The sequence below is a fragment of the Streptomyces sp. NBC_00988 genome, assembly GCF_045162645.1.
In the GTDB taxonomy this organism is placed as follows: domain Bacteria; phylum Actinomycetota; class Actinomycetes; order Streptomycetales; family Streptomycetaceae; genus Streptomyces.
Genome location: NZ_CP108730.1, coordinates 11,883,413 through 11,902,111, shown reverse-complemented (window position 1 = coordinate 11,902,111; position 18,699 = coordinate 11,883,413). Strand labels below are relative to the sequence as shown.

19 protein-coding genes are annotated in these 18,699 nt (G+C 70.1%); 15 read left to right on the top strand and 4 right to left on the bottom strand.

Annotated features, from left to right (window positions below):
- The 9 genes from OG496_RS53560 to OG496_RS53520 all read left to right on the top strand — a co-directional run bounded on the left by OG496_RS53560 (nt 1) and on the right by OG496_RS53520 (nt 9,345).
- Nucleotides 1-903, top strand: a complete 903-nt coding sequence (locus tag OG496_RS53560; protein ID WP_405976257.1) for an ABC transporter permease — start codon at nt 1-3, stop codon at nt 901-903.
- A complete protein-coding gene (locus OG496_RS53555) occupies nt 903-1,871 on the top strand; it encodes an ABC transporter ATP-binding protein (protein ID WP_405976256.1) in 969 nt (322 codons plus the stop codon). Before OG496_RS53560 ends, OG496_RS53555 begins: the two co-directional genes overlap by 1 nt.
- Entirely contained in the window at nt 1,868-2,719 is an 852-nt protein-coding gene (locus tag OG496_RS53550; protein ID WP_405976255.1) for an ABC transporter ATP-binding protein, read from the top strand. Before OG496_RS53555 ends, OG496_RS53550 begins: the two co-directional genes overlap by 4 nt.
- 53 nt (nt 2,720-2,772) lie before the next feature.
- Entirely contained in the window at nt 2,773-4,113 is a 1,341-nt protein-coding gene (locus OG496_RS53545) for an LLM class flavin-dependent oxidoreductase (RefSeq protein ID WP_405976254.1), read from the top strand.
- Between the two features lie 15 nt (nt 4,114-4,128).
- On the top strand, nt 4,129-5,163 hold the full coding sequence (locus tag OG496_RS53540) for an LLM class flavin-dependent oxidoreductase (RefSeq protein ID WP_405976253.1): 1,035 nt from the start codon (nt 4,129-4,131) through the stop codon (nt 5,161-5,163).
- Nucleotide 5,164: 1 nt separating this feature from the next.
- Nucleotides 5,165-5,920 (top strand): alpha/beta hydrolase, encoded by a 756-nt coding sequence (locus tag OG496_RS53535; RefSeq protein WP_405976252.1) that lies wholly within the window; start codon nt 5,165-5,167, stop codon nt 5,918-5,920.
- A 56-nt stretch (nt 5,921-5,976) separates the two neighbouring features.
- Nucleotides 5,977-6,534: an NADPH-dependent FMN reductase gene (ssuE, locus tag OG496_RS53530; protein ID WP_366495734.1), complete on the top strand. Its 558-nt coding sequence runs from the start codon at nt 5,977-5,979 to the stop codon at nt 6,532-6,534.
- 307 nt (nt 6,535-6,841) lie between these two features.
- Nucleotides 6,842-8,203, top strand: a complete 1,362-nt coding sequence (locus OG496_RS53525; protein ID WP_405976251.1) for a bifunctional o-acetylhomoserine/o-acetylserine sulfhydrylase — start codon at nt 6,842-6,844, stop codon at nt 8,201-8,203.
- Nucleotides 8,200-9,345, top strand: a complete 1,146-nt coding sequence (locus tag OG496_RS53520; protein ID WP_405976876.1) for a homoserine O-acetyltransferase — start codon at nt 8,200-8,202, stop codon at nt 9,343-9,345. The genes OG496_RS53525 and OG496_RS53520 overlap by 4 nt, the downstream gene beginning before the upstream one ends.
- Nucleotides 9,346-9,372: 27 nt before the next feature.
- Here OG496_RS53520 and OG496_RS53515 read toward each other — a convergent pair whose 3' ends face one another.
- Complete coding sequence (locus tag OG496_RS53515; RefSeq protein WP_405976250.1) at nt 9,373-9,879, bottom strand: MarR family winged helix-turn-helix transcriptional regulator; 507 nt, start codon at nt 9,877-9,879, stop codon at nt 9,373-9,375.
- A gap of 31 nt (nt 9,880-9,910) precedes the next feature.
- Nucleotides 9,911-10,387: a HepT-like ribonuclease domain-containing protein gene (locus OG496_RS53510; protein WP_405976249.1), complete on the bottom strand. Its 477-nt coding sequence runs from the start codon at nt 10,385-10,387 to the stop codon at nt 9,911-9,913.
- A gap of 137 nt (nt 10,388-10,524) precedes the next feature.
- Between OG496_RS53510 and OG496_RS53505 the strand changes: the two genes are divergently transcribed.
- Nucleotides 10,525-11,079: a VOC family protein gene (locus OG496_RS53505; RefSeq protein ID WP_405976248.1), complete on the top strand. Its 555-nt coding sequence runs from the start codon at nt 10,525-10,527 to the stop codon at nt 11,077-11,079.
- 86 nt (nt 11,080-11,165) lie between these two features.
- The gene (locus tag OG496_RS53500; RefSeq protein WP_405976247.1) at nt 11,166-12,755 is read left to right on the top strand and encodes an FAD-dependent oxidoreductase; all 1,590 of its coding nucleotides are present in this window, start codon (nt 11,166-11,168) and stop codon (nt 12,753-12,755) included.
- A gap of 57 nt (nt 12,756-12,812) precedes the next feature.
- Here OG496_RS53500 and OG496_RS53495 read toward each other — a convergent pair whose 3' ends face one another.
- A complete protein-coding gene (locus tag OG496_RS53495) occupies nt 12,813-13,796 on the bottom strand; it encodes an NAD(P)/FAD-dependent oxidoreductase (protein WP_405976246.1) in 984 nt (327 codons plus the stop codon).
- 251 nt (nt 13,797-14,047) lie between these two features.
- On the opposite strand from OG496_RS53495, the gene OG496_RS53490 reads away from it, so the two are divergent.
- Together OG496_RS53490 and OG496_RS53485 are read left to right on the top strand one after the other, a co-directional pair.
- Nucleotides 14,048-14,368 (top strand): ferredoxin, encoded by a 321-nt coding sequence (locus OG496_RS53490; protein WP_399391286.1) that lies wholly within the window; start codon nt 14,048-14,050, stop codon nt 14,366-14,368.
- A gap of 69 nt (nt 14,369-14,437) precedes the next feature.
- The gene (locus tag OG496_RS53485) at nt 14,438-15,871 is read left to right on the top strand and encodes an SRPBCC family protein (protein WP_405976245.1); all 1,434 of its coding nucleotides are present in this window, start codon (nt 14,438-14,440) and stop codon (nt 15,869-15,871) included.
- Between the two features lie 63 nt (nt 15,872-15,934).
- Here OG496_RS53485 and OG496_RS53480 read toward each other — a convergent pair whose 3' ends face one another.
- Nucleotides 15,935-16,405 (bottom strand): hypothetical protein, encoded by a 471-nt coding sequence (locus OG496_RS53480; RefSeq protein WP_405976244.1) that lies wholly within the window; start codon nt 16,403-16,405, stop codon nt 15,935-15,937.
- A gap of 147 nt (nt 16,406-16,552) precedes the next feature.
- Here OG496_RS53480 and OG496_RS53475 point away from each other — a divergent pair, with 147 nt between their 5' ends.
- Complete coding sequence (locus tag OG496_RS53475; RefSeq protein ID WP_366495746.1) at nt 16,553-17,020, top strand: hypothetical protein; 468 nt, start codon at nt 16,553-16,555, stop codon at nt 17,018-17,020.
- Nucleotides 17,021-17,459: 439 nt separating this feature from the next.
- The gene (locus OG496_RS53470; RefSeq protein ID WP_405976243.1) at nt 17,460-18,674 is read left to right on the top strand and encodes an ABC transporter substrate-binding protein; all 1,215 of its coding nucleotides are present in this window, start codon (nt 17,460-17,462) and stop codon (nt 18,672-18,674) included.
- The last annotated feature ends 25 nt before the right edge of the window (nt 18,675-18,699 follow it).

Here is an 18,699-nt window from a genome sequence, read left to right as displayed (position 1 = left end):
ATGGTGCGCCGCGTGCTCTCCCTGACGTCCGGCCGGATCGCCCTGGTGATCCTGACCCTGATCGCCCTGCTCGCCGTCCTCGGGCCGTTCATCGCGCCCCACGACCCGCTGGCCACCAGCTCCGACACCCTCGCCGAGGCGTCGGGCGCGCACTGGCTCGGCACCGACTACCTCGGCCGCGATGTGCTGAGCCGCCTGCTCGACGGCTCCCGGGTCAGCGTGCTCGGCTCGCTCGAAGTCGCCCTCACGGCACTGGGAGTCGGAGCGATCCCCGGCATCCTGTCGGTCTACTTCGGCCGGGTCTTCGAGTGGGTCACCCTCCGGCTGACCGACACGCTGGTCGCCCTGCCCTTCCTGCTGTTCGCCGTCGCCGTGGTCGCACTGCTCGGCAACGGCATCACCCAGGCGATGCTGGTCACGGGGGTGCTGGTGTCCCCGCTGTTCTACCGGGTGGCCCGCGCCGCCACGCTGGCGGTGGCCCGATCGCCGTACGTGGAGGCCGCGTTGATCTCCGGGGCGTCGATCGGGTGGGTCGTCCGTCGACATGTCTGGGTCAAGGTGCTGCCGCCGATCGCGGTCGCGCTCGCCCAGACCATCGGCGTCGGTTTCGTCATCGTCTCGACGCTGACGTTCCTGGGCATCGGCGTCCAGCCGCCCGCGCCGACCTGGGGCGGACTGCTCGCCTCGGACCTCGGCTATCTCACCCAGAAACCGTGGGCGCCACTGGTCCCCGCCCTCCTGATCATGGTCACCGTCTGGGCCTGCAACCTGCTCGCCGACGCGATCCGCGACGTCTCCGGCGAGGCGGGCCGCGCCCTGGTCAACAACCGCAAGGCGCGCGCCAATCGGCTCGCCAACACCATCCATACCGACGCCGCTCACGTTCACGCCGGAGGTGCGTGATGGCAACTCTCTCCGAGAAGGTCCTCACCAAGGCCGAGCAGAACAGCAGGGCCGAGGTCGAGGAGACCGGCACGACCGGCACGACCGAGCCCGTCCACCAGGCCTCCCCCTCGACGCCCGTCCTGTCCGTACGGGACGTCCGCATCAGCGACCAGGCCGCCGCCGACGAGATCGTCCACGGCGTCACCTTCACGCTCACACCCGGCAAGGCGGTCGGCATCGTCGGCGAGTCCGGCAGCGGCAAGACCCTCACCTGCCGGGCCACGCTGGGCATCCTGCCCGGGCACTTCGAGGTCACCGGCGGCTCGATCGAGATCGACGGCCAGGACATCTCCGGGCTCTCGTCGGCGCAGTGGACGGCACTGCGCGGCGCCACGATCAGCGCGGTCTTCCAGGACCCGGCGTCGTATCTCAACCCCTCGATCCGCGTGGGCGCCCAGATCGCCGAGGTCCTCAAGGTCAAGAAGGGACTCAAGCGACGCGAGGCGCGCCGGCAGGCGATCGACCTGCTCCACGCGGTGCATCTGCGCGACCCGGAACTGGTCTACAGCCAGTACACCTTCGAGCTCTCCGGCGGCATGCTCCAACGCGTCCTCATCGCCGCCGCGATCGCCGCCGACCCGCGCATCCTCATCGCCGACGAGGCCACGACCGCGCTCGACGTCACCGTCCAGGCCGAGATCCTCGACCTGCTGGCCGACCTGCGCGAGCGCACCGGGCTCGCCCTCGTCCTGGTCTCCCACGACCTGGCCGTCGTCGCCCAACTCTGCGACGAGGTCCTCGTCATGCGGCAGGGCGAAGTGGTCGAACAGGGCCCGACACACCAGGTGTTGCACAACCCCCAGCACGAATACACCCGGCTGCTGATCGCCGAGCACGAGCAGTACGGCTTGGACAAGTTCCTCGGCACCGAGTCCGCGGAGCCCGCGAAAACCGACGCCCTGGACTCCGTCGAGGAGGACGCGTGAGCACCGACCGCCCGGCCCCACAGCCCGACCAACCCGTCCTGAACGTGACCGACTTGGAGGTGCACTACGGCCTCCGCCGGCGCCGCCGCCAGGCCCTGAACCGGGTCTCCCTGAGCATCGCCCCGGGTGAGACCGTCGGCATCATCGGCGAGACCGGCTCCGGCAAGTCGACACTCGCGCGTGCCGTGCTCGGGCTGGTGCGCGCCTCAGCCGGGTCGATCGTGATCGACGGCGAGGAAGTCGGTTCGTACGGCCATCGCCAGTGGCGCGCGCTGCGTCGGCGCGGTGTCGTCCAGTACGTCTTCCAGGACCCGCTGCGCAGTCTCGACCCGGACGTGACGGTCGAGGCGTCCCTCGCCGAACCCCTGCTCATCCAGGGCGTGTCCCGGCAGGAGGCGGCGACCCGAGTGCACGCGTTCCTCGACCGGGTACGGCTCTCCGCCGACCTGCTCGACCGGCTGCCCGGCGAGTTGTCCGGCGGTCAGCGTCAACGGGTCGCGGTGGCACGGGCGTTGGTGACCGAACCGCGTCTCGTCATCCTCGACGAACCGGTCAGCGCCCTCGACTCCGCCAACCGCGTGCAGATCCTCCAGATCCTCAAGGAACTCCGCGCCGACGGGGTGGCCCTCGTCTTCATCTCCCACGACCTCGGGTCCGTCGCCGGGGTCGCCGACCGCATCGCCGTGCTGTACCAGGGCGAGTTGGTCGAGGTCGGCGCCACCGCCGACGTCATCAACCAGCCCCAGCACCCCTACACACGCCTGCTCGTCCGCTCCGCGCCCACCCTGCACAGCGCGGCGGCCGACCGGGCCGAACGCGAAGCTCTACGCGCCCTTCTGCACGCCTGACACTCCATCAACTCCCCCTGACAGACGCTCCCCCTGACAGAAAAGGAACAGCCATGTCCCGCACGCTCCACCTCGCCCTGCACCCCTACGGCGTGGGCGGTCCCGGCCAGCACGGACTGTGGAAGGACCCGCGCGTCGCGAAGAACGCCAGCATCGACATCAACTACTACATCCGGCTGGCGCAGGCGGCCGAACACGCCCTGTTCGACGCCCTGTTCATCGTCGACAGCCAGTTCATCAACTCCACCTACCCGGCGCACTATCTCAACCGCCTCGAACCGCTGACCCTGTTGTCGGCCGTCGCCACCCACACCAAGCACCTCGGCCTGGTGGGCACGGCGAGCTCGACGTACAACTCGCCCTTCAACCTCGCCCGCCGTTTCGCCTCGCTCGACCACATCAGCGGCGGCCGGGCCGGCTGGAACGTGGTGACCAGCTTCGACACCGGCACCGCGCGGAACTTCGGTCTCGACGAGCACCTCGACTACGCCACCCGCTACGGCCGTGCCCTGGAGTTCGTGCAGGTGGCCCGGGGGCTGTGGGACTCCTACGAGGACGACGCGTTCCCGGCCGACGTCGAGCGGGGCGTGTTCCTCGACCCGGCCAAGCTGCACGAACTCGACCACGCGGGCGAGCACTTCAAGATCGCGGGCCCGCTGAACCTCTCCCGCTCCCCGCAGGGCCAGCCGGTGATCTTCCAGGCCGGCGTGTCCGAGGAGGGCCGTGATCTCGCCGCGCAGGTCGCCGAGGGCATCTTCGCGCCCGGCGGCACCCTGGAGTCGGCGCGGGACTACTACGCCGACGTCAAGAAGCGCGCGGCCGCCTACGGCCGCGACCCCGACCACGTCAAGATCCTCATCCACGGCGGCCCGGTCGTCGCCGCCACCGACGAGGCGGCCCGCCGTCGCGAGCGCGAGATCTTCGAGGAGGACGACGACTTCGGCCGCAACCTGGCACTGCTGGGCCGTTCCTTCGGGGCGTACGACTTCAGCGTGCACGACCTCGACGCACCCTTCCCGGATGTCGCCCACCTCGCCGAGAAGGGCGGGCGCACGGGTGCCACGCAACTCATCGAGCGGGCCAAGGCCGAAAACCTGACGCTGCGTCAAGTGGCCGAGTCCATCAACCAGTTCCGTCAGTCACCGTTCGTCGGGGACCCGACGACCGTGGCCGACACCATCCAGCAGTGGTTCGACGCGCGCGCCTTCGACGGTTTCAACCTCGCCTTCCGCACCGAGGAGGAGCTGAACTACTTCGTCGACAGCGTCGTCCCGCTCCTGCAGAAGCGCGGCCTGTTCCGCACCGAGTACACGTCCGACACCCTGCGCGGCAACCTCGGCCTGCCGATCCCGGCCAACCGCCACTCCCGCGAGCGCCAGCTCGTGAACGACTGAGAGGCCCGGCACCCCATGACGACCGAGAGACCACGCTTCCGGCTCGGTTTCCTCACCCACGTCCAGGGCCGCGACGACGACATCGCCCGCACCTACCGCAACGCCCAGGAACTCTTCGTCGTGGCCGACGAGTTGGGCTTCGACGTCGGCTGGGTCGCCCAGCACCACGTCCCCCTCGGGGGCGGCGGGCTGTCCTCGCCGTGGACGTTCCTGGCCCACGCGGCGGCGCGCACGAACCGTATCCGGCTCGGCACCGCCATCACCATCCTCCCGTTGGAGGATCCGGTGCGGCTCGCCGAGGACATCGCCACGGTCGACACCCTCAGCGGGGGCCGCGTGGAGCTCGGGGTGGGCAGCGGATCGAGTGAAGTGGAGTACGCGGCCTTCGGCAAGGACGTGGCCCGCAAGCGCCAACTCACCAGCGAGAACCTCGACATCGTGCGCCAGGCCCTCGACAGGCGCGAGGTGGGCACACCCGGCTTCCGCATCCAGCCCCGGCCGGGCGACTTCAACGACCGTGTCTGGCAAGGGGTGTTCAGCGAACAGGGAGCCGAGTACGCCGCACAGGGCGGTGCGAATCTCCTGCTCAACCGGGCGGCCTACGGCTTCGACGCTCCCACCGACGAAGTCCAGCGCCCCTGGGCCGACGCCTACTCGGCCGCCTGGGGCCAGCCGCGGCGCCCGCGCATCGGCCTCTCCCGGTTCGTGTTCCCGGCCAAGGACCGGCGTACGGCGCTCGCGGCGATCGGCGACGACGTCCACCGGGCGGCGCTGCGCATGGCGGAGCACGGCGCGTTCCCCAAGGGCCTCGACCAGGACGAGGCGTTGCGCCGCTTCCACTCCTTCTACGGCCACCCCGACGAGATCGTCGCGGCACTCGGGCAGGAGAAGGTGCTGCCCGTCGCGACGGACCTGATCACCCAGTTCAACCCGGCCATCCCCGACCACGACGCCGCCGTCCGCGCCCTCGAACTCATCGCGACCGAGGTGGCACCCGCGCTGGGCTGGAAGCCCGCACAGGCGGCCGCGACCGTATCCGCAGGAGTGTGAAGTGACCCAGTACAGCGACTACTTCGGCCCCGAGGGCCTGCGCGTCCGGGGCACGGTCCTCGTCGTCCCCGGCCGTGGCGAGACCCGGGCGGCCTACGCCCGCTTCGGCAAACGGCTCGCCGCCGACGCCTACCGGGTCCGCGTGATCGACGTCCCCGACCTCGCCACCGAGGACCTGACCGGCCTCGCCGCCCGGCTGGCCGACGCCGCCGAGGGCACGGCCGTGGACGACGGTGTCGTACGGCCCCTCGTGCTCGTCGGCGCCGACTCGGGTGCCGCCGCGATCGCCGCACTGCTCGGGCAAGCAGCCGGCGGTGGGCCCGACGCTGTAGTACTCGCGGGTCTGCCCGGCCTGGCCCCGAGTACCTCCAGGACCACCGGCACCTGGGACGAGGAACTCGACGTCCGCACCTCCTGCCCCGCCCACCGGGGTGCCCTCACCCAGGACCCCGAGGTGCGGCGCGGTTCGCTCGACGCCGCGGTACCGGAGGCCGTGCTCACCGCCGCATACGACAGTGAGACCGCCGTACCGACCCTGCTTCTCGTCGGCGACGCCGATCCCCTCGCCGACCACGAGGCGCTCGCCCGGACAGCCAAGTCCCTTGCCAGCGCCCGGCTTTCGGTCGTGCACGGCGCTCACCACGATGTCCTCAACGACCTTCAGCACCGGTCGGTGGCCGCCGAGGTCGTCACCTTCCTGGAGAACCTGCGCAACGAGTTGCGGCCGCTGATCACGGTGCGGTCGAGCGCCTGGTGAGCGTCCGTCCGTCCGCTCGGTACGTCGTCTGAACCCCGATCCCGGAAGGTCCCGTCATGGCCTCGATCCTGTCCGTCTCCGGCAGCCCCTCCCCCACCTCCCGCACCACCCGGCTCCTGCGTCACCTGGACGACCGGCTCCGCCTCCAGGGCCATGACGTGACCCCGCTGGAGGTGCGCACCCTGCCAGCGCAGGCGTTGCTGGGCGCCGACTTCGGGCATCCGGCGATCGCCGCCGCCACGGCGCTGTTCGAGCAGGCGGACGGGGTGGTGATCGGTACGCCGGTCTACAAGGCCGCGTACTCGGGCCTGTTGAAGTCGCTCCTCGATCTGCTCCCGCAGTACGCGCTGACCGGCAAGACGGTGCTGCCCCTGGCCACGGGCGGCAGTACGGCCCATGTCCTGGCGATCGACTACGCGTTGCGGCCGGTGCTGAGTTCCATGGGGCCCTCGCACATCGTGCCGGGCTGGTTCACGCTCGACAAGGACATCACGGTCGGCGAGGACGGCACCCTGACCGTGGCAGCCGCCGCGGCCACGGCGCTGGAGCAGGTCACGGATCACTTCTCCAGTGCGTTGGGCGGTCGTACGGCGCTGCTCGCGTCCACGGGGTGAACGGGACCGGGGGCCGGCGTGGTTGTGGCAGTCGTGTGTCAACTCCCCACGTCACGCTGGTTCTCCGGCAAGGGCTGTGGTTCTCTCAGTGCATGACCGTGCTCGTGACCCGCCGCCACGTCGACTACGTGCGTGTCACCAGCACGGGGTGTTCCGCCGTGAGCTGACGCTCCGCTCCGGCATTCGATCCCCCTCTTCACCAGCGCGCCGCGCCGTCCTCCGTCCTGCCCTTCTCCGGTCCGGACATCGGTCCCGCGGTCGCTTCACGCACACCCGCACCCCCGCACGCTCCGTACAAGGGAGAACCATGAGCCAGCCCATCGACTCCGTCGCCGCGGGTCACACCCCCGAGGACGAGCCCGCAGGTCCCGACACCTCGGCCTGGTCGTTCGAGACCAAGCAGGTCCACGCCGGTGCCGTACCGGACCCGACGACCGGGGCGCGGGCGACGCCGATCTACCAGACCAGCTCGTTCGTGTTCCGCGACACCCAGCACGCCGCCAACCTGTTCGCGCTGGCCGAGCCCGGCAACATCTACACCCGGATCCACAACCCCACCCAGGACGTCTTCGAGCAGCGCGTCGCCGCCCTCGAAGGCGGAGTCGCCGCGGTCGCCCTCGCCTCCGGGCAGGCCGCGGAGACCCTCGCGATCCTGACGCTGGCGTCGGCGGGCGACCATCTCGTCTCCAGTACGTCGCTCTACGGCGGGACGTACAACCTCTTCCGGCACACGCTGCCGAAGTTCGGCATCGAGGTGTCGTTCGTCGACGACCCGGACGACGCCGAGGCCTGGCGGGCGGCGATCCGGCCGAACACGAAGGCCCTGTTCGCGGAGACGCTCGGCAATCCGCGCGGCAACGTGCTCGACGTGCGTGCGGTGGCGGACGTCGCGCACGAGGCGGGCGTGCCGCTGATCGTCGACAACACGGTGCCGACCCCGTACCTCCTGCGGCCGATCGAGCACGGCGCCGACATCGTCGTCCACTCGGCGACGAAGTTCCTCGGCGGGCACGGCACCACGATCGGCGGTGTCGTGGTCGACGGCGGCACCTTCGACTTCGGCGCGCACGCCGACCGTTTCCCCGACTTCAGCGAGCCCGACCCCAGTTACCACGGCCTGCGCTACTGGCCGGCGCTCGGCCCGGGCGCCTTCGCCATCAAGCTGCGCGTGCAGTTGCTGCGCGACCTCGGCCCGGCGATCTCGCCGCACTCGGCGTTCCTGCTCCTCCAGGGCGTGGAGACGCTGAGCCTGCGCATCGAGCGGCACTCGTCCAACGCGCAGGCTCTGGCCGAGTGGCTGGAGCAGCGCGACGAGGTGGCCGCCGTCCACTACCCGGGACTTGAGTCCAACAGGTGGTACGAGGCCGGGCAGCGCTACCTTCCGCGCGGTGCCGGAGCGGTGCTGGCCTTCGAGCTGCGGGACGGGGTCGAGGCCGGCAAGCGGTTCGTGGACGCCGTCGAGCTGTTCAGTCATCTCGCCAACATCGGCGACGTACGCAGTCTCATCATCCACCCCGCTTCCACGACCCACAGTCAGCTGGACGAGGCCCAGTTGGCGGCGACCGGCACCTCGCCGGGGCTGGTGCGGCTTTCGGTCGGCATCGAGAACCTCGCCGATCTGAAGGCCGACCTGGAGGCCGGGTTCCGCGCGGCCAAGGGCGCGTCCTGAGCACCGTACCGACACCGTCAGCGGTTCCCCTTCCGCCGGCCTCCGGGGCCTGGCGGGAGGGGGACCCGCCCGGGCGCCGCCAGTGGCACACCCGGGAGAAGCCCCTCGCACTGGAGGCGGGCGGTGAACTGCCCGGTGTGCGGCTGGCGTTCGAGACCTGGGGGCGTCTCGCGCCGGACCGCTCGAACGCCGTGCTGGTGCTGCACGCGCTCACCGGTGACAGTCATGTCGCCGGACCCGCCGGGCCGGGTCACCCCACGGCCGGCTGGTGGGACGCGCTCGTCGGACCCGGTCAAGTCCTCGACACGGAACGGTGGTTCGTCGTCGCGCCGAACGTGCTCGGCGGCTGTCAGGGCAGCACCGGGCCGTCCTCGCTCCGGTCCGACGGGCGGGCGTGGGGCGGAGGCTTCCCGTTCGTGACCCAGCGCGACCAGGTCGCCGTAGAAGCAGGTCTGGCGGATGAACTGGGCGTCGAGCGTTGGGCGTTGGTGGTCGGCGGTTCCATGGGCGGGATGCGGGCGCTGGAGTGGGCCGTGACATATCCGGAGCGGACGGACGCGCTGCTGCTGCTCGCCACCACCGCTGCCGCGAGTGCCGAGCAGATCTCCTGGGCCGACATCCAGCTCCAGGCGATCCGTTCGGACCCGCACTGGCAAGGCGGCGACTACCACGATTCCGGCCGGGGCCCCCACGCGGGACTCGGTCTGGCCCGCCGCCTGGCCCACGTCACCTATCGCAGCGAGCCGGAGTTGGCGGTCCGCTTCGGCCGTACGGCACAGGGGGCGGAGGACCCGTGGAACGGCGGCCGGTACCAGGTCGAGTCGTATCTCGACCATCACGCCGCCAAGTTGGTACGCCGTTTCGACGCGGGCAGCTACGTCACCCTCTCCGAGGCCATGAACAGCCACGACATCGGCCGCGACCGGGGTGACACGCGGGCCGCGCTGCGCCGGGTGACGGCCAGGACCCTGGTCGCCGGCGTCGACTGCGACCGGCTCTATCCGCCGTACCAGCAGGCCGAGTTGGCGGCCGGAATCCCGTCCGCGGACAGTCTCCGGCTGATCGAGTCGCCGTACGGCCACGACGGGTTCCTGATCGAGACCGAGCAGGTGGCCGGGCTCGTTCGCGAACTCCTCGGCTAGCAGGGCGAGTTCACGACTGCCCCGCCCCTACCGCCGACGCCAGGGCAGCGCTTCCTGATCGTCCCCGGAGTCCTCTTCGCGATGGAGTGCGGCGTTGATGGCCTCGCCGATCTCCGCGAACTGGCGTACCTGTTCGGGCGTGAGCGCGTCGAAGACCGCTCGGCGGACCGCCTCGACGTGGCCGGGGGCCGCGCGCTCCAGGAACTCGCGTCCCTGTGCGGTGAGTACGGCGAGTTGGCTGCGCCGGTTCTCGGGGTCCTCGTGGCGGTCGAGGTACCCGGCGTCCTGGAGGCGGGTCACGGCGTGGGTCAGCCGGCTGCGGGTGATCTTGAGGCGCTCGGCCAGCTCCGACATGGTCAGCCTGCCCTGCGGAATCGAGGAGAGGTGGGCGAGCAGGATGTAGTCGGAGTGCGTCATCCCCGCGTCGCGCCGCAGCTGACGGTTCAGGTGGTCGGAGAGGAGGGTGGAGAACTCGACGTAGGCGAGCCAGGCCCGCATCTCCTCGGAATCCAGCCAGCGTGGCGTCGTGGTCATGGTCGCACTGTAGCCGCCGCCGTTTGAACCTTCACACCGCGCGGCCGGGCGTGCTCGCGCTGATCCAGTCGGTGACCTGTCGCACGTACTCCCGGTAGCCGGACCGCGCGGCGGTCACGACCGCGGCGACCTCCTCGGGTTCCGCGTCCAGATAGAGCTGCACCAGGACGTGGTGCGGTCCGTCCGCCGGCGCGAGGGCGGCGGCCAGTTCGGCGTCGATCAGCCCGGCCCGCGCGGCCGTACCGAACGAGGCGGCGGGTGTCTGCGGCGGCGCCTCGCCCAACACCCCTTCGGAGACATGCCGGTTGATGGTGGAGGCGAGGTCGTTCAGAAGGGCCAGGACACGCTCGACCGCCAGCCCGGTGCCCGGGTCGTTCGCCAGGCGCGCGCTGTCCAGCCGTCCGAGCGAGTCGAGCTGCACGACCGACTTGCGCATCGTGATCAGCCGGTGCTCGATCGCTGCCTGGTTCACGGTCACCTGCGCCGTCCCCGCACTCGATGTGGTCATCGCCGCATCGTGCCACTCCGGAGCCGCGCCCACGCGGCCGATTCCGTCTGGTGGGACATGCGATGGACGACCACGGAGGGCGGGGGGACAGTCGTTCCCCGTAGTCAATCGGGCCGATCAGAACAAGGGGGTGCCGAGTGCGATCGTTGAGTGACCTCTTCCGCAACTTCATGCAGCTCGGATACGTGACCGACGACATCGACGCCGCGGCCGCGTTCCTGGAGTCGAGGCTGGGGACGGTCGAGTGCGTCAAGCACTTCAAGTCGTCGCTCGGCGGCGGTCTGCCGCCCGCCGGTGCCGACGACCCGCGCGGCACCTTCGTCGTGGTGGACGGGGTGCCCGCCGACGAGTGGGTCATCGATGTCGCCCTCGTCAACGCCGGTCCGACCAACCTGGAGATCATCCGCCCGGTCGGCGGCATGGTCGACCTCTATCGCGGGGCCGTCAGGCCCGGCGAGCCGGCGACGCTGCATCATCTGGGCTTCCGCGTCGACGACTTCGACGAGGCGTCCGCGATCGTCGCCGCGAGCGGCAGGTCGTGGAAGCAGTACGGGGACAGTGGCGCCATCCGGTTCGGGTACCTCGACATGACAGCCGAGCTGGGGCACTTCGTCGAGGTCATGGAGCTCGACGAGGAGGCCGCCCAGGGTTTCGCGCACCTTGAGGCGGCGTCGAACGCGATCCGTGACTGAGTGCGCTGTTCTCTTTCGGCACGGTCCGCTTCCGCATGAGCCGGCCGTGTCCGTCCGATGCTCGACACTTCACGAGAGGAACCGTCATGAGCGGCGAAGGCGCAGCTGATTCCTACGATGTCATCGTCGTCGGCTCGGGCGCGGGGCTGGTCGGCGCGTATGCCGCGGCCTCCCGTGGGCTGCGCACGCTGGTGATCGAGAAGACGGAGTACGTCGGCGGGACCACGGCCTATTCGGGCGCCGGGATCTGGCTGCCCGGCAACGCGGCCGAGCAGCGGGCCGGCGTCGAGGACGGCCCGGACGTCGCACGCCCCTACCTCGACGCGATCGTCGGAGACGACTCGCCGGCCGCACTGCGGGAGGCCTTCCTCCAGGCCGGTCCCACCCTGATCGACGAGTTGGAGAAGAACCCGCGGTTCGGCCGGTTCTTCTGGCAGGGCGTGCCCGACTACTTCGTCGGCCGCCCCGGGAGCCTGCCCCAGGGCCGCACGATCTTCCCCGAGAACCTCGACCGCTCCGAACTCGGCGACCTGGAACCGCTGGTGCGCAGGCCGCTGTGGACGGAACGCTGGGGAGTGGAGGTCCCGTCGGAGATGATCGGCGGGCAGGCCCTCATCGGCCGCGCGCTGCTCGCGTTCATGGAGACCGGCAACGGAACCGTGCGCACGAACACCGCGCTGGAGCGCCTGATCGTCGAGGACGGTGCGGTCGTCGGGGTCGAGGCCCTGAGCGAGGGCGAGTCGGTGACCTTCCGTGCCGGGCGGGGCGTCCTGCTCGCCGCCGGCGGTTACGAGCGGAACGGCGCGCTGCGTGAACGCTTCCAGCCCGGGGTCACCGACGAGTGGACCCAGGGCTGCGAGGGCAACACCGGCGACGCCCTCACCGCGGGCATCGACATCGGCGCCGCGACCGACCTGCTCGACGAGTCGTGGTTCGCACCGGGCCTCGTCGTACCGGACACCCGCCCGGTGTTCTACACGTCGGTCTGGAGCGGCATCTGGGTCAACGCCGCCGGACAGCGCTACCTGAACGAACGTCTCCCCTACGACCGTGCCGGCCACGAGATGCTCAAGGCGCACCGGTCCTCGCACGTGTCGCACCTGCCCACGCACTGGGTGTTCGACCAGCGCCAGCTCGACAACAAGCGGGCGTTCGCCGGGCTGCCGGTCGCACCGCAGGTGCCCGGCTGGTTCGACGTCGAGAAGTTCCTCGCCGCGGGTGTGCTCAAGCGGGCCGACACGCTGGAGGAACTGGCGGAGCTGATCGGCCTGCCCGCGGGTGCGCTCACCGAGAGCGTCGAACAGTTCAACGGGTACGCCCGCAACGGCAAGGACGAGCAGTTCGGCCGCGGTGAGGATCCCTGGGACCTGATGATCACGCACATGGCGGGGGCGCACACCGACGGGCCCAACCCCTGCCTGGGCGTGATCGACGAACCGCCGTTCTACGCGGCCACGATCGTGCTGTCCGACCTGGGGACCAAGGGGGGCCTGAAGACGGACGAGCAGGCGCGCGTGCTGCGGCCCGACGGTTCGGTGATCTCCGGTCTCTACGCGTCGGGGAACACGATGGCGCCGATGTCCGGCCGGATCTACCCGGGCGCGGGCGGTCCCGTGGGTTCGTCGATGGCGTTCTCCTACATCGCGGCCGTCGACATGGCCGACGAGAGCCGCTAGACCCGGCCCTCCTCAACTCCCTCTCGGAGAAAGGCTCTTCGAGAGGGAGTCGGGCGTTCAGGCGGACTCGGTCGAGTGGCCGGGGAACAGGGACAGCGCGGGGTCCAGGGCGACGGCCGCGTTGTTGACGGCGGTCGCCACCTCCCCGAAGCCGACGGACATCAGGCGCACCTTGCCGGGGTACGCGGTGACGTCGCCGGCGGCGTAGACCCGGTCGACCGTGGTGCGCATCCTGGTGTCGACGACGATCGTGCGCCGCTCCAGTTCGACGCCCCAGTCGGCGAGTGGTCCGAGGTTGCTGATGAAGCCGAGCGCGGCCACGACCGCGTCCACCTTCAGCACCCGGGCCTCCTCCTCCCCGTCGACCTTCAGGTGCGCCTGGCGCAGCAGGTCGTCGCCGGCGAGGGTCTCCACCTGGGCGTTGGTGACGATGTCGACCCCGCATTCGTGCAGTTCGCGCACGCTCGCCGCGTGGGCCCGGAACGTGCCGCGCCGGTGCACGAGGGTCACCGAGCGGGCGATCGGGTGCAGGGCGAGGGCCCAGTCGACGGCGCTGTCCCCGCCGCCGACGACGAGGACGTCACGGTCGGCGTGCTCGGCCGGGTCCGGAACGAAGTAGCTCAGCCCGCGCCCGAGGAACTCCTCCCCGGCCGGGAGGGTGCGCGGCGTGAACGTGCCGATCCCGGCGGTCAGTACGACCGCTCCGGCGTCGACGGTGGTGCCGTCGGAGAGGGTGACCTGGGGGCGTCCGTCGGGCGTGTGGGTGAGGTCGATGGCCTGGCGGCCGAGGAGGTAGGCCGGGTCGAACGCGTCTGCTTGGTCCTTGAGGGCGGTGACGACGTCGCGGCCCCGGGTGCCGGGGACGGCGGCGATGTCGCGGATCTCCTTCTCCGGGTAGAGCGCGGTGATCTGGCCCCCGCACTGCGGCAACGCGTCGACCAGGACGGTCCGCAGTCCGCGGAAGCCCGCGCAGTAGGCGCCGTAGAGCCCGATCGGGCCGGCGCCGACGATGAGGATGTCTGTGGTCACGGTCTCGGCCACGGGCCGGCCTCCTGGGGAGAGTGGACGGGGCGCGCTCCGGCGCCGTGGCGCACGGATGGCGGTACGACGACGGGCACGGCGGACGGGAACCCGGCTCGGCGGGGGCGGTCGGCCGGCTGAGTGTAGGGCGGCTCCGAGCAGGGCTGTCCGCGCAGGTCCCGGCTGATGGGACGGCCGGTGGACGGTCTCGGACACCGCGTGGAGAGTCGTTCTCACCGTCGCCGCGACGACGGACCGACGGACGAACGGCGATGACGCGCGGCTGTCCGAGGACGAGGAGGGCGAGGCTCGTGAGCGATGAGGTACGGGTGTGGATCGACCAGAAACTGTGCACGGGTGACGGACTGTGCACCCAATACGCCCCCGATGTCTTCGAGTTCGGCGGCGACGGACTGGCCTACGTCAAGAACGCCGCCGACGGGGAACTGCTGACGCCCGAGGGCTCGCAGGCCGATGTGGCGGATCGGCTGCGTCTCGATGTGATCGACGCCGCGGACGAGTGCCCGGGCAACTGCATCCACGTGGTGCGGCGCGCCGACGGGACCGAGGTCGCCGGGCCCGACGCCGGCTGAGATCACCTTGCGGCCGGGCCTGGAGCCGTACACGCATGTCGAGTTGAGGAGTGGTCAGAGGTGTCTGCAGTGGTTGAGCCCCGAGTGGACCGTCGAGTCCCGTGGTTCGAGGGCGATGTGCCCGCCGAGAAGGTCCCGGAGAAGTACCGGCTTTCGCGTGCTTTCGTGCCCAAGGGGCGTTATCTGGACGCGGAGTTCCTCAAGCTGGAACTGGACAAGGTGTTCACGCGGGCGTGGCTGCTCGCCTGCCGTCTGGAGGAACTGCCGGGTGTCGGGAACTTTGTCGAGTACGAGATCGGTGGTCATTCGATCCTGATCGTGCGGGAGGCGAAGGACTCGATCCGCGCCTATTTCAACGCCTGCCGGCATCGCGGTACGCGGCTGGCGCGGGGCCGGGGGCGGGTCGGTTCGCTCATCTGCCCCTTCCACGGCTGGCGTTGGAACCTGGACGGTTCGATCCGGCTGGTGCTGGACCGTGAGGAGTTCGTGCCGCGCTCGGACGACGACCTCGGTCTGGTGCGGGTACGGGCGGAGCAGTGGGGCGGGTTCGTGTTCATCAACATGGACCCGGAGGCGAAACCGCTCCTCGAATACCTCGACCCGATCCCGCGGATCTTCGCGCCGTTCCAGTTCGAGAACATGCGGTACCGGTGGCACAAGAGCGTGCTGCTGCCGTGCAATTGGAAGACCGCGCTGGACGGATTCCTTGAGGCCTATCACGTGGCGGGGACGCATCCGCAGCTCTACCGCTTCGACAAGTCGAACACCAACATCGCCTCGATGAAGGAACTTGAGAACCGGATGTGGGCGCCGACGACCGTGTACGAGCGGCACGCGCACTATTCGAGTGTCGGCCCGAAGGAGAAGACGGCTCCCGAGAACGCGGCCAAGGATCCGACGGACCGCGGCGGCACGGGAGGCATCACCGACGAGCGGCTCGCCGTCGCGCTGAGCGTGCAGTACATCGCCGACGACATGCGCGGCCTGGAGAACGAGCGGAGCCGGCGGGCCGCCGAGGCGCTGAAGACGGCGGACGTGCCAGAGGGGATGACCGCCGGCCAGTACTACCTCCAGCTGTACAAGGAGTTGTCGCTCGCCGAGGGCTACGACTGGCCTGAGATCACGCCCCAGCAGTGGGCGGAGGCCGGTACGGCGTGGAACGTGTTCCCGAACACGATCCTGCTGCCCAACCAGGGTTCGGTGTTCGGCTACCGGGCGCGCCCCAACGGACTCGACCCCGACAGCTGCCTGTTCGAGATCTTCAGCCTGGACCAGGTCCCCGTCGCCGACTATGACAAGAAGCGGGACTTCCAGCCCCAGTTCTTCGAGGACTTCCGTGAGGCCGACCTCGGTGAGATCTTCACGCAGGACCTGATGAACGCCAAGGAGGTGACCGTGGGCATGCACTCCCCCAGCTTCGACGGGCACCGGCTGAGCGAGGAGCAGGAGATGACCATCTACAACCATCACCGGGTGGCCGACCGGTTCCTCTGGACGGACTGACCCGTCCGACGCCCGATCCGTGGTCCCGGCCCCCAGGGGCCGGGACGCGATCGTGTCGGCGACCTACCGCCGGACCCAGCCGACGTCGTGCCAGTACGTCTCCAACTCCCGCACCGGCTTGGGCCAGGTCTCGATGTAGGTGACCCCCTCGGGTCCCGCCGTCATCGTGTACGGCGTGCCGGCCCGGCTCAGGAAGACGTCCCCCGGGCCCACCCGCTCGGTCTGCGGCTCGCCCGCCTCGTAGTGCTCGATGTGGTACTCGCCGGCGAAGACGAAGAGCATCTCGTCGACGTTGTGATGGTGCCGGGGCACCGTGAAGTCCGGGCGTACGCGCAGCGGGTTGCGGTTGAAGTGCGGTACGTCGATGGGCTTGGTGGTCACCCACATCGCCCCGTCGAACGTCGCCGCGAAGTCCACGGGTGCGTCCCGCAGCAGGCCGCCGTCGTTCCAGAAGTACTGGGGATGGCCCTGCTGCTCCAGGGGCATGGGAACCCAGTCCGCGTCTTCCACCAGATCACCGAATGTAAGAGTCACGCGGCGACCGTAGGCGCGGCCGGACATCGTGTCGTGGAGAGGTTCCGCTCATCGGGACCCACCCGACGGGGGCTCCGGTCCGGACTCCGGTCCCGGCCAACGGGATTCACGCATGACACGTCCCACCCCGGTCCCCAGTATCGGGGCATGGGAATCGAGTTCTTCAATCTGCTGTCGGACGAGGGCTGGATCGAGCTGCCGGTCGACCAGTCCGCTCCCACGTATCTGTGGAGCGAGGGCGGTCTCCTGGCCGATGCGCCGGTCGACATGGAGCAGACCTTCAAAGGGAACATGTGGTGGTCGACGAAGGTGGACCCGTCGTTCAACCTGAACGGCCTGCGGTGCGCACCGGACTTCGCGGTCCCCCGCCACCATCACAACCTCGACGAGTTGATCATCGTCTTCGGCGGCGAGTTCCACGTCGCCTGGGGCAAGGACGGGGAAGAGGGCAGCCGGACCATCGGTCCGGGCGAGTTCTGGATCAGCGAGGCCGGAACCCCCTATCTCATGACGGCCGGGCCGGAGGGCGTCACCTACGTCGAGACCTGGCCCGAGCCGATGGAGAACCTTGAGACGTACTGGCACGACGCGGGTTGGGTGCACCGCGGCCATTGACCAGCCCACCCGCATATTTCGGCCCCTCATTCCAGGCGTCAAGCCGGAAGAGGGGCCGACTGCATGGACAAGTCCCGTACGACCCATTCCAGGGTGGCTCAATTACGTATACTCTTCTTGCTTGCGGCCACTCTTTGCGGGGATCGGCCGCCCCTCTCCCCGCATCGGAGCAGGGTCCGTCTCGTCGCCGGTCGTGGAACCTCGGCAAGCCCTCGGCACGCCGGCCGGCATGGTCTGCCGCGGCGCCCGGCCCTTGTGCCGTTCGACCTCCACTCGCGGCTCTCTCTTCACTTTCTCGGACGGCAGCGTCGCCGCACGGCGCCGCCGGTCGCTGATCGCAGCGAGTGCCGGGCACTCGCCGACACGTTGGGACGCAGACATGATCGAGTCGGTCGGACGAGCCCTTTCCTCACCCCGGTCGCGAGCGTCGGTCGCGCTGGTGTCGACCACGGTCCTGCTCGCGGGATGCGGCGGCAGCGGTGGGGGCGCGACCGCCGCCGCGGGCAGCACGAAAATACCGACCGCGCTGGCGAGCGCCTTCCCCGGGAAGAAGGCCACCGGCGCCCCGGTCAGGATCGGCCTCATCACCAATGAGGGCGGCGCGACCACCAGCCAGCCCGAGAACAGGGAGGCCGCGGAAGCGGCCCGGAAGTACGCCAACGCCAACCTCGGCGGCATCGCTGGCAGGCCGATCCAGTTCGTGATCTGCAAGACGAAGGAGGAGCCGGCGACGGCTCGGGACTGCGCGAACCAGATGGTCGAGAAGAAGGTCGACGCGGTCGTCCTGACCAGCAGTGGTCTGGGTGACTCCATGGTGCCGATCGTGACCGGGGCCGGGATTCCCTGGACGACGTCCATCGCCGCGAGCAACTCCGAGGGCACCACCGCCAACGCGTTCTCCTGGACGGGCGGTTTCCCGACGACCATGACGTCGATGGCCGCGTACGCGAAGGAGAAGGGCTACAAGAAGGTCGCCGCGTTCGTGATCGACGCGCCCGCCGCGGTCAGCGGCGTCGAGGCCATCGGCAAGCCCGTCTTCGCCAAGGCCGGTGTCGGCCTGCAGATCGTGACCATAGCGGCGGGCACACCGGACGCGTCTCCTCAAGTGAGTGCCGCGCTGCGCAACAAGCCCGACGCCGTCGCCGTCGTCGGGGAGTCGACCGTGTGCACCTCCGTGCTCCAGGCGATGAGCACGCTCGGGGCCGGCATCGCGCGGATGTCCGTCCAGTCGTGCGTGGCCCCCGAGGTCGTCGACGCGGTGGGCGCGGGCATGGACGGCCTGCAGGTGTTCAGCAGCTTCGACGTGGCCAGCGACGACATCGAGGCCCAGCTCTACCGCCAGGTGATGAAGGAGTACAGCCCCAGCACACCGACCCAGGGGTACGCGGCGATCGGGTACCAGGGCGTGCTCGGTCTGGTGCGCGCCCTGCACGGCCTGACGGGCACGGTCTCGTCGAAGACGATCACGGCGGCGCTGCGCTCCGCGAAGGACGTCGTACTGCCCGCAGGCCACGGCATCACGTTCAGCTGTGACTCCAAGGCGGTACCGGTGCTGCCGTCGGCCTGCTCGGCACCGGAGGTCACCGGCACGGTGTCCGACGGCAAGTTGGGACAGATGCGGGTCGTCGATCCCAGTTCGTTGTTCGCGCGGTAGTCGCAGCAGCCGGAAGGGACGGTCT

Bases quoted from the DNA above. Each gene is read 5' to 3' on its own strand.
- OG496_RS53540 (WP_405976253.1), top strand. From the start codon at position 4,129: ATGACGACCGAGAGACCACGCTTCCGGCTCGGTTTCCTCACCCACGTC.
- OG496_RS53525 (WP_405976251.1), top strand. From the start codon at position 6,842: ATGAGCCAGCCCATCGACTCCGTCGCCGCGGGTCACACCCCCGAGGAC.
- OG496_RS53545 (WP_405976254.1), top strand. From the start codon at position 2,773: ATGTCCCGCACGCTCCACCTCGCCCTGCACCCCTACGGCGTGGGCGGT.
- OG496_RS53490 (WP_399391286.1), top strand. From the start codon at position 14,048: ATGACGCGCGGCTGTCCGAGGACGAGGAGGGCGAGGCTCGTGAGCGAT.
- OG496_RS53555 (WP_405976256.1), top strand. From the start codon at position 903: ATGGCAACTCTCTCCGAGAAGGTCCTCACCAAGGCCGAGCAGAACAGC.
- OG496_RS53475 (WP_366495746.1), top strand. From the start codon at position 16,553: ATGGGAATCGAGTTCTTCAATCTGCTGTCGGACGAGGGCTGGATCGAG.
- OG496_RS53515 (WP_405976250.1), bottom strand. From the start codon at position 9,879: ATGACCACGACGCCACGCTGGCTGGATTCCGAGGAGATGCGGGCCTGG.
- OG496_RS53510 (WP_405976249.1), bottom strand. From the start codon at position 10,387: ATGACCACATCGAGTGCGGGGACGGCGCAGGTGACCGTGAACCAGGCA.
- OG496_RS53500 (WP_405976247.1), top strand. From the start codon at position 11,166: ATGAGCGGCGAAGGCGCAGCTGATTCCTACGATGTCATCGTCGTCGGC.
- OG496_RS53560 (WP_405976257.1), top strand. From the start codon at position 1: ATGGTGCGCCGCGTGCTCTCCCTGACGTCCGGCCGGATCGCCCTGGTG.
- ssuE (WP_366495734.1), top strand. From the start codon at position 5,977: ATGGCCTCGATCCTGTCCGTCTCCGGCAGCCCCTCCCCCACCTCCCGC.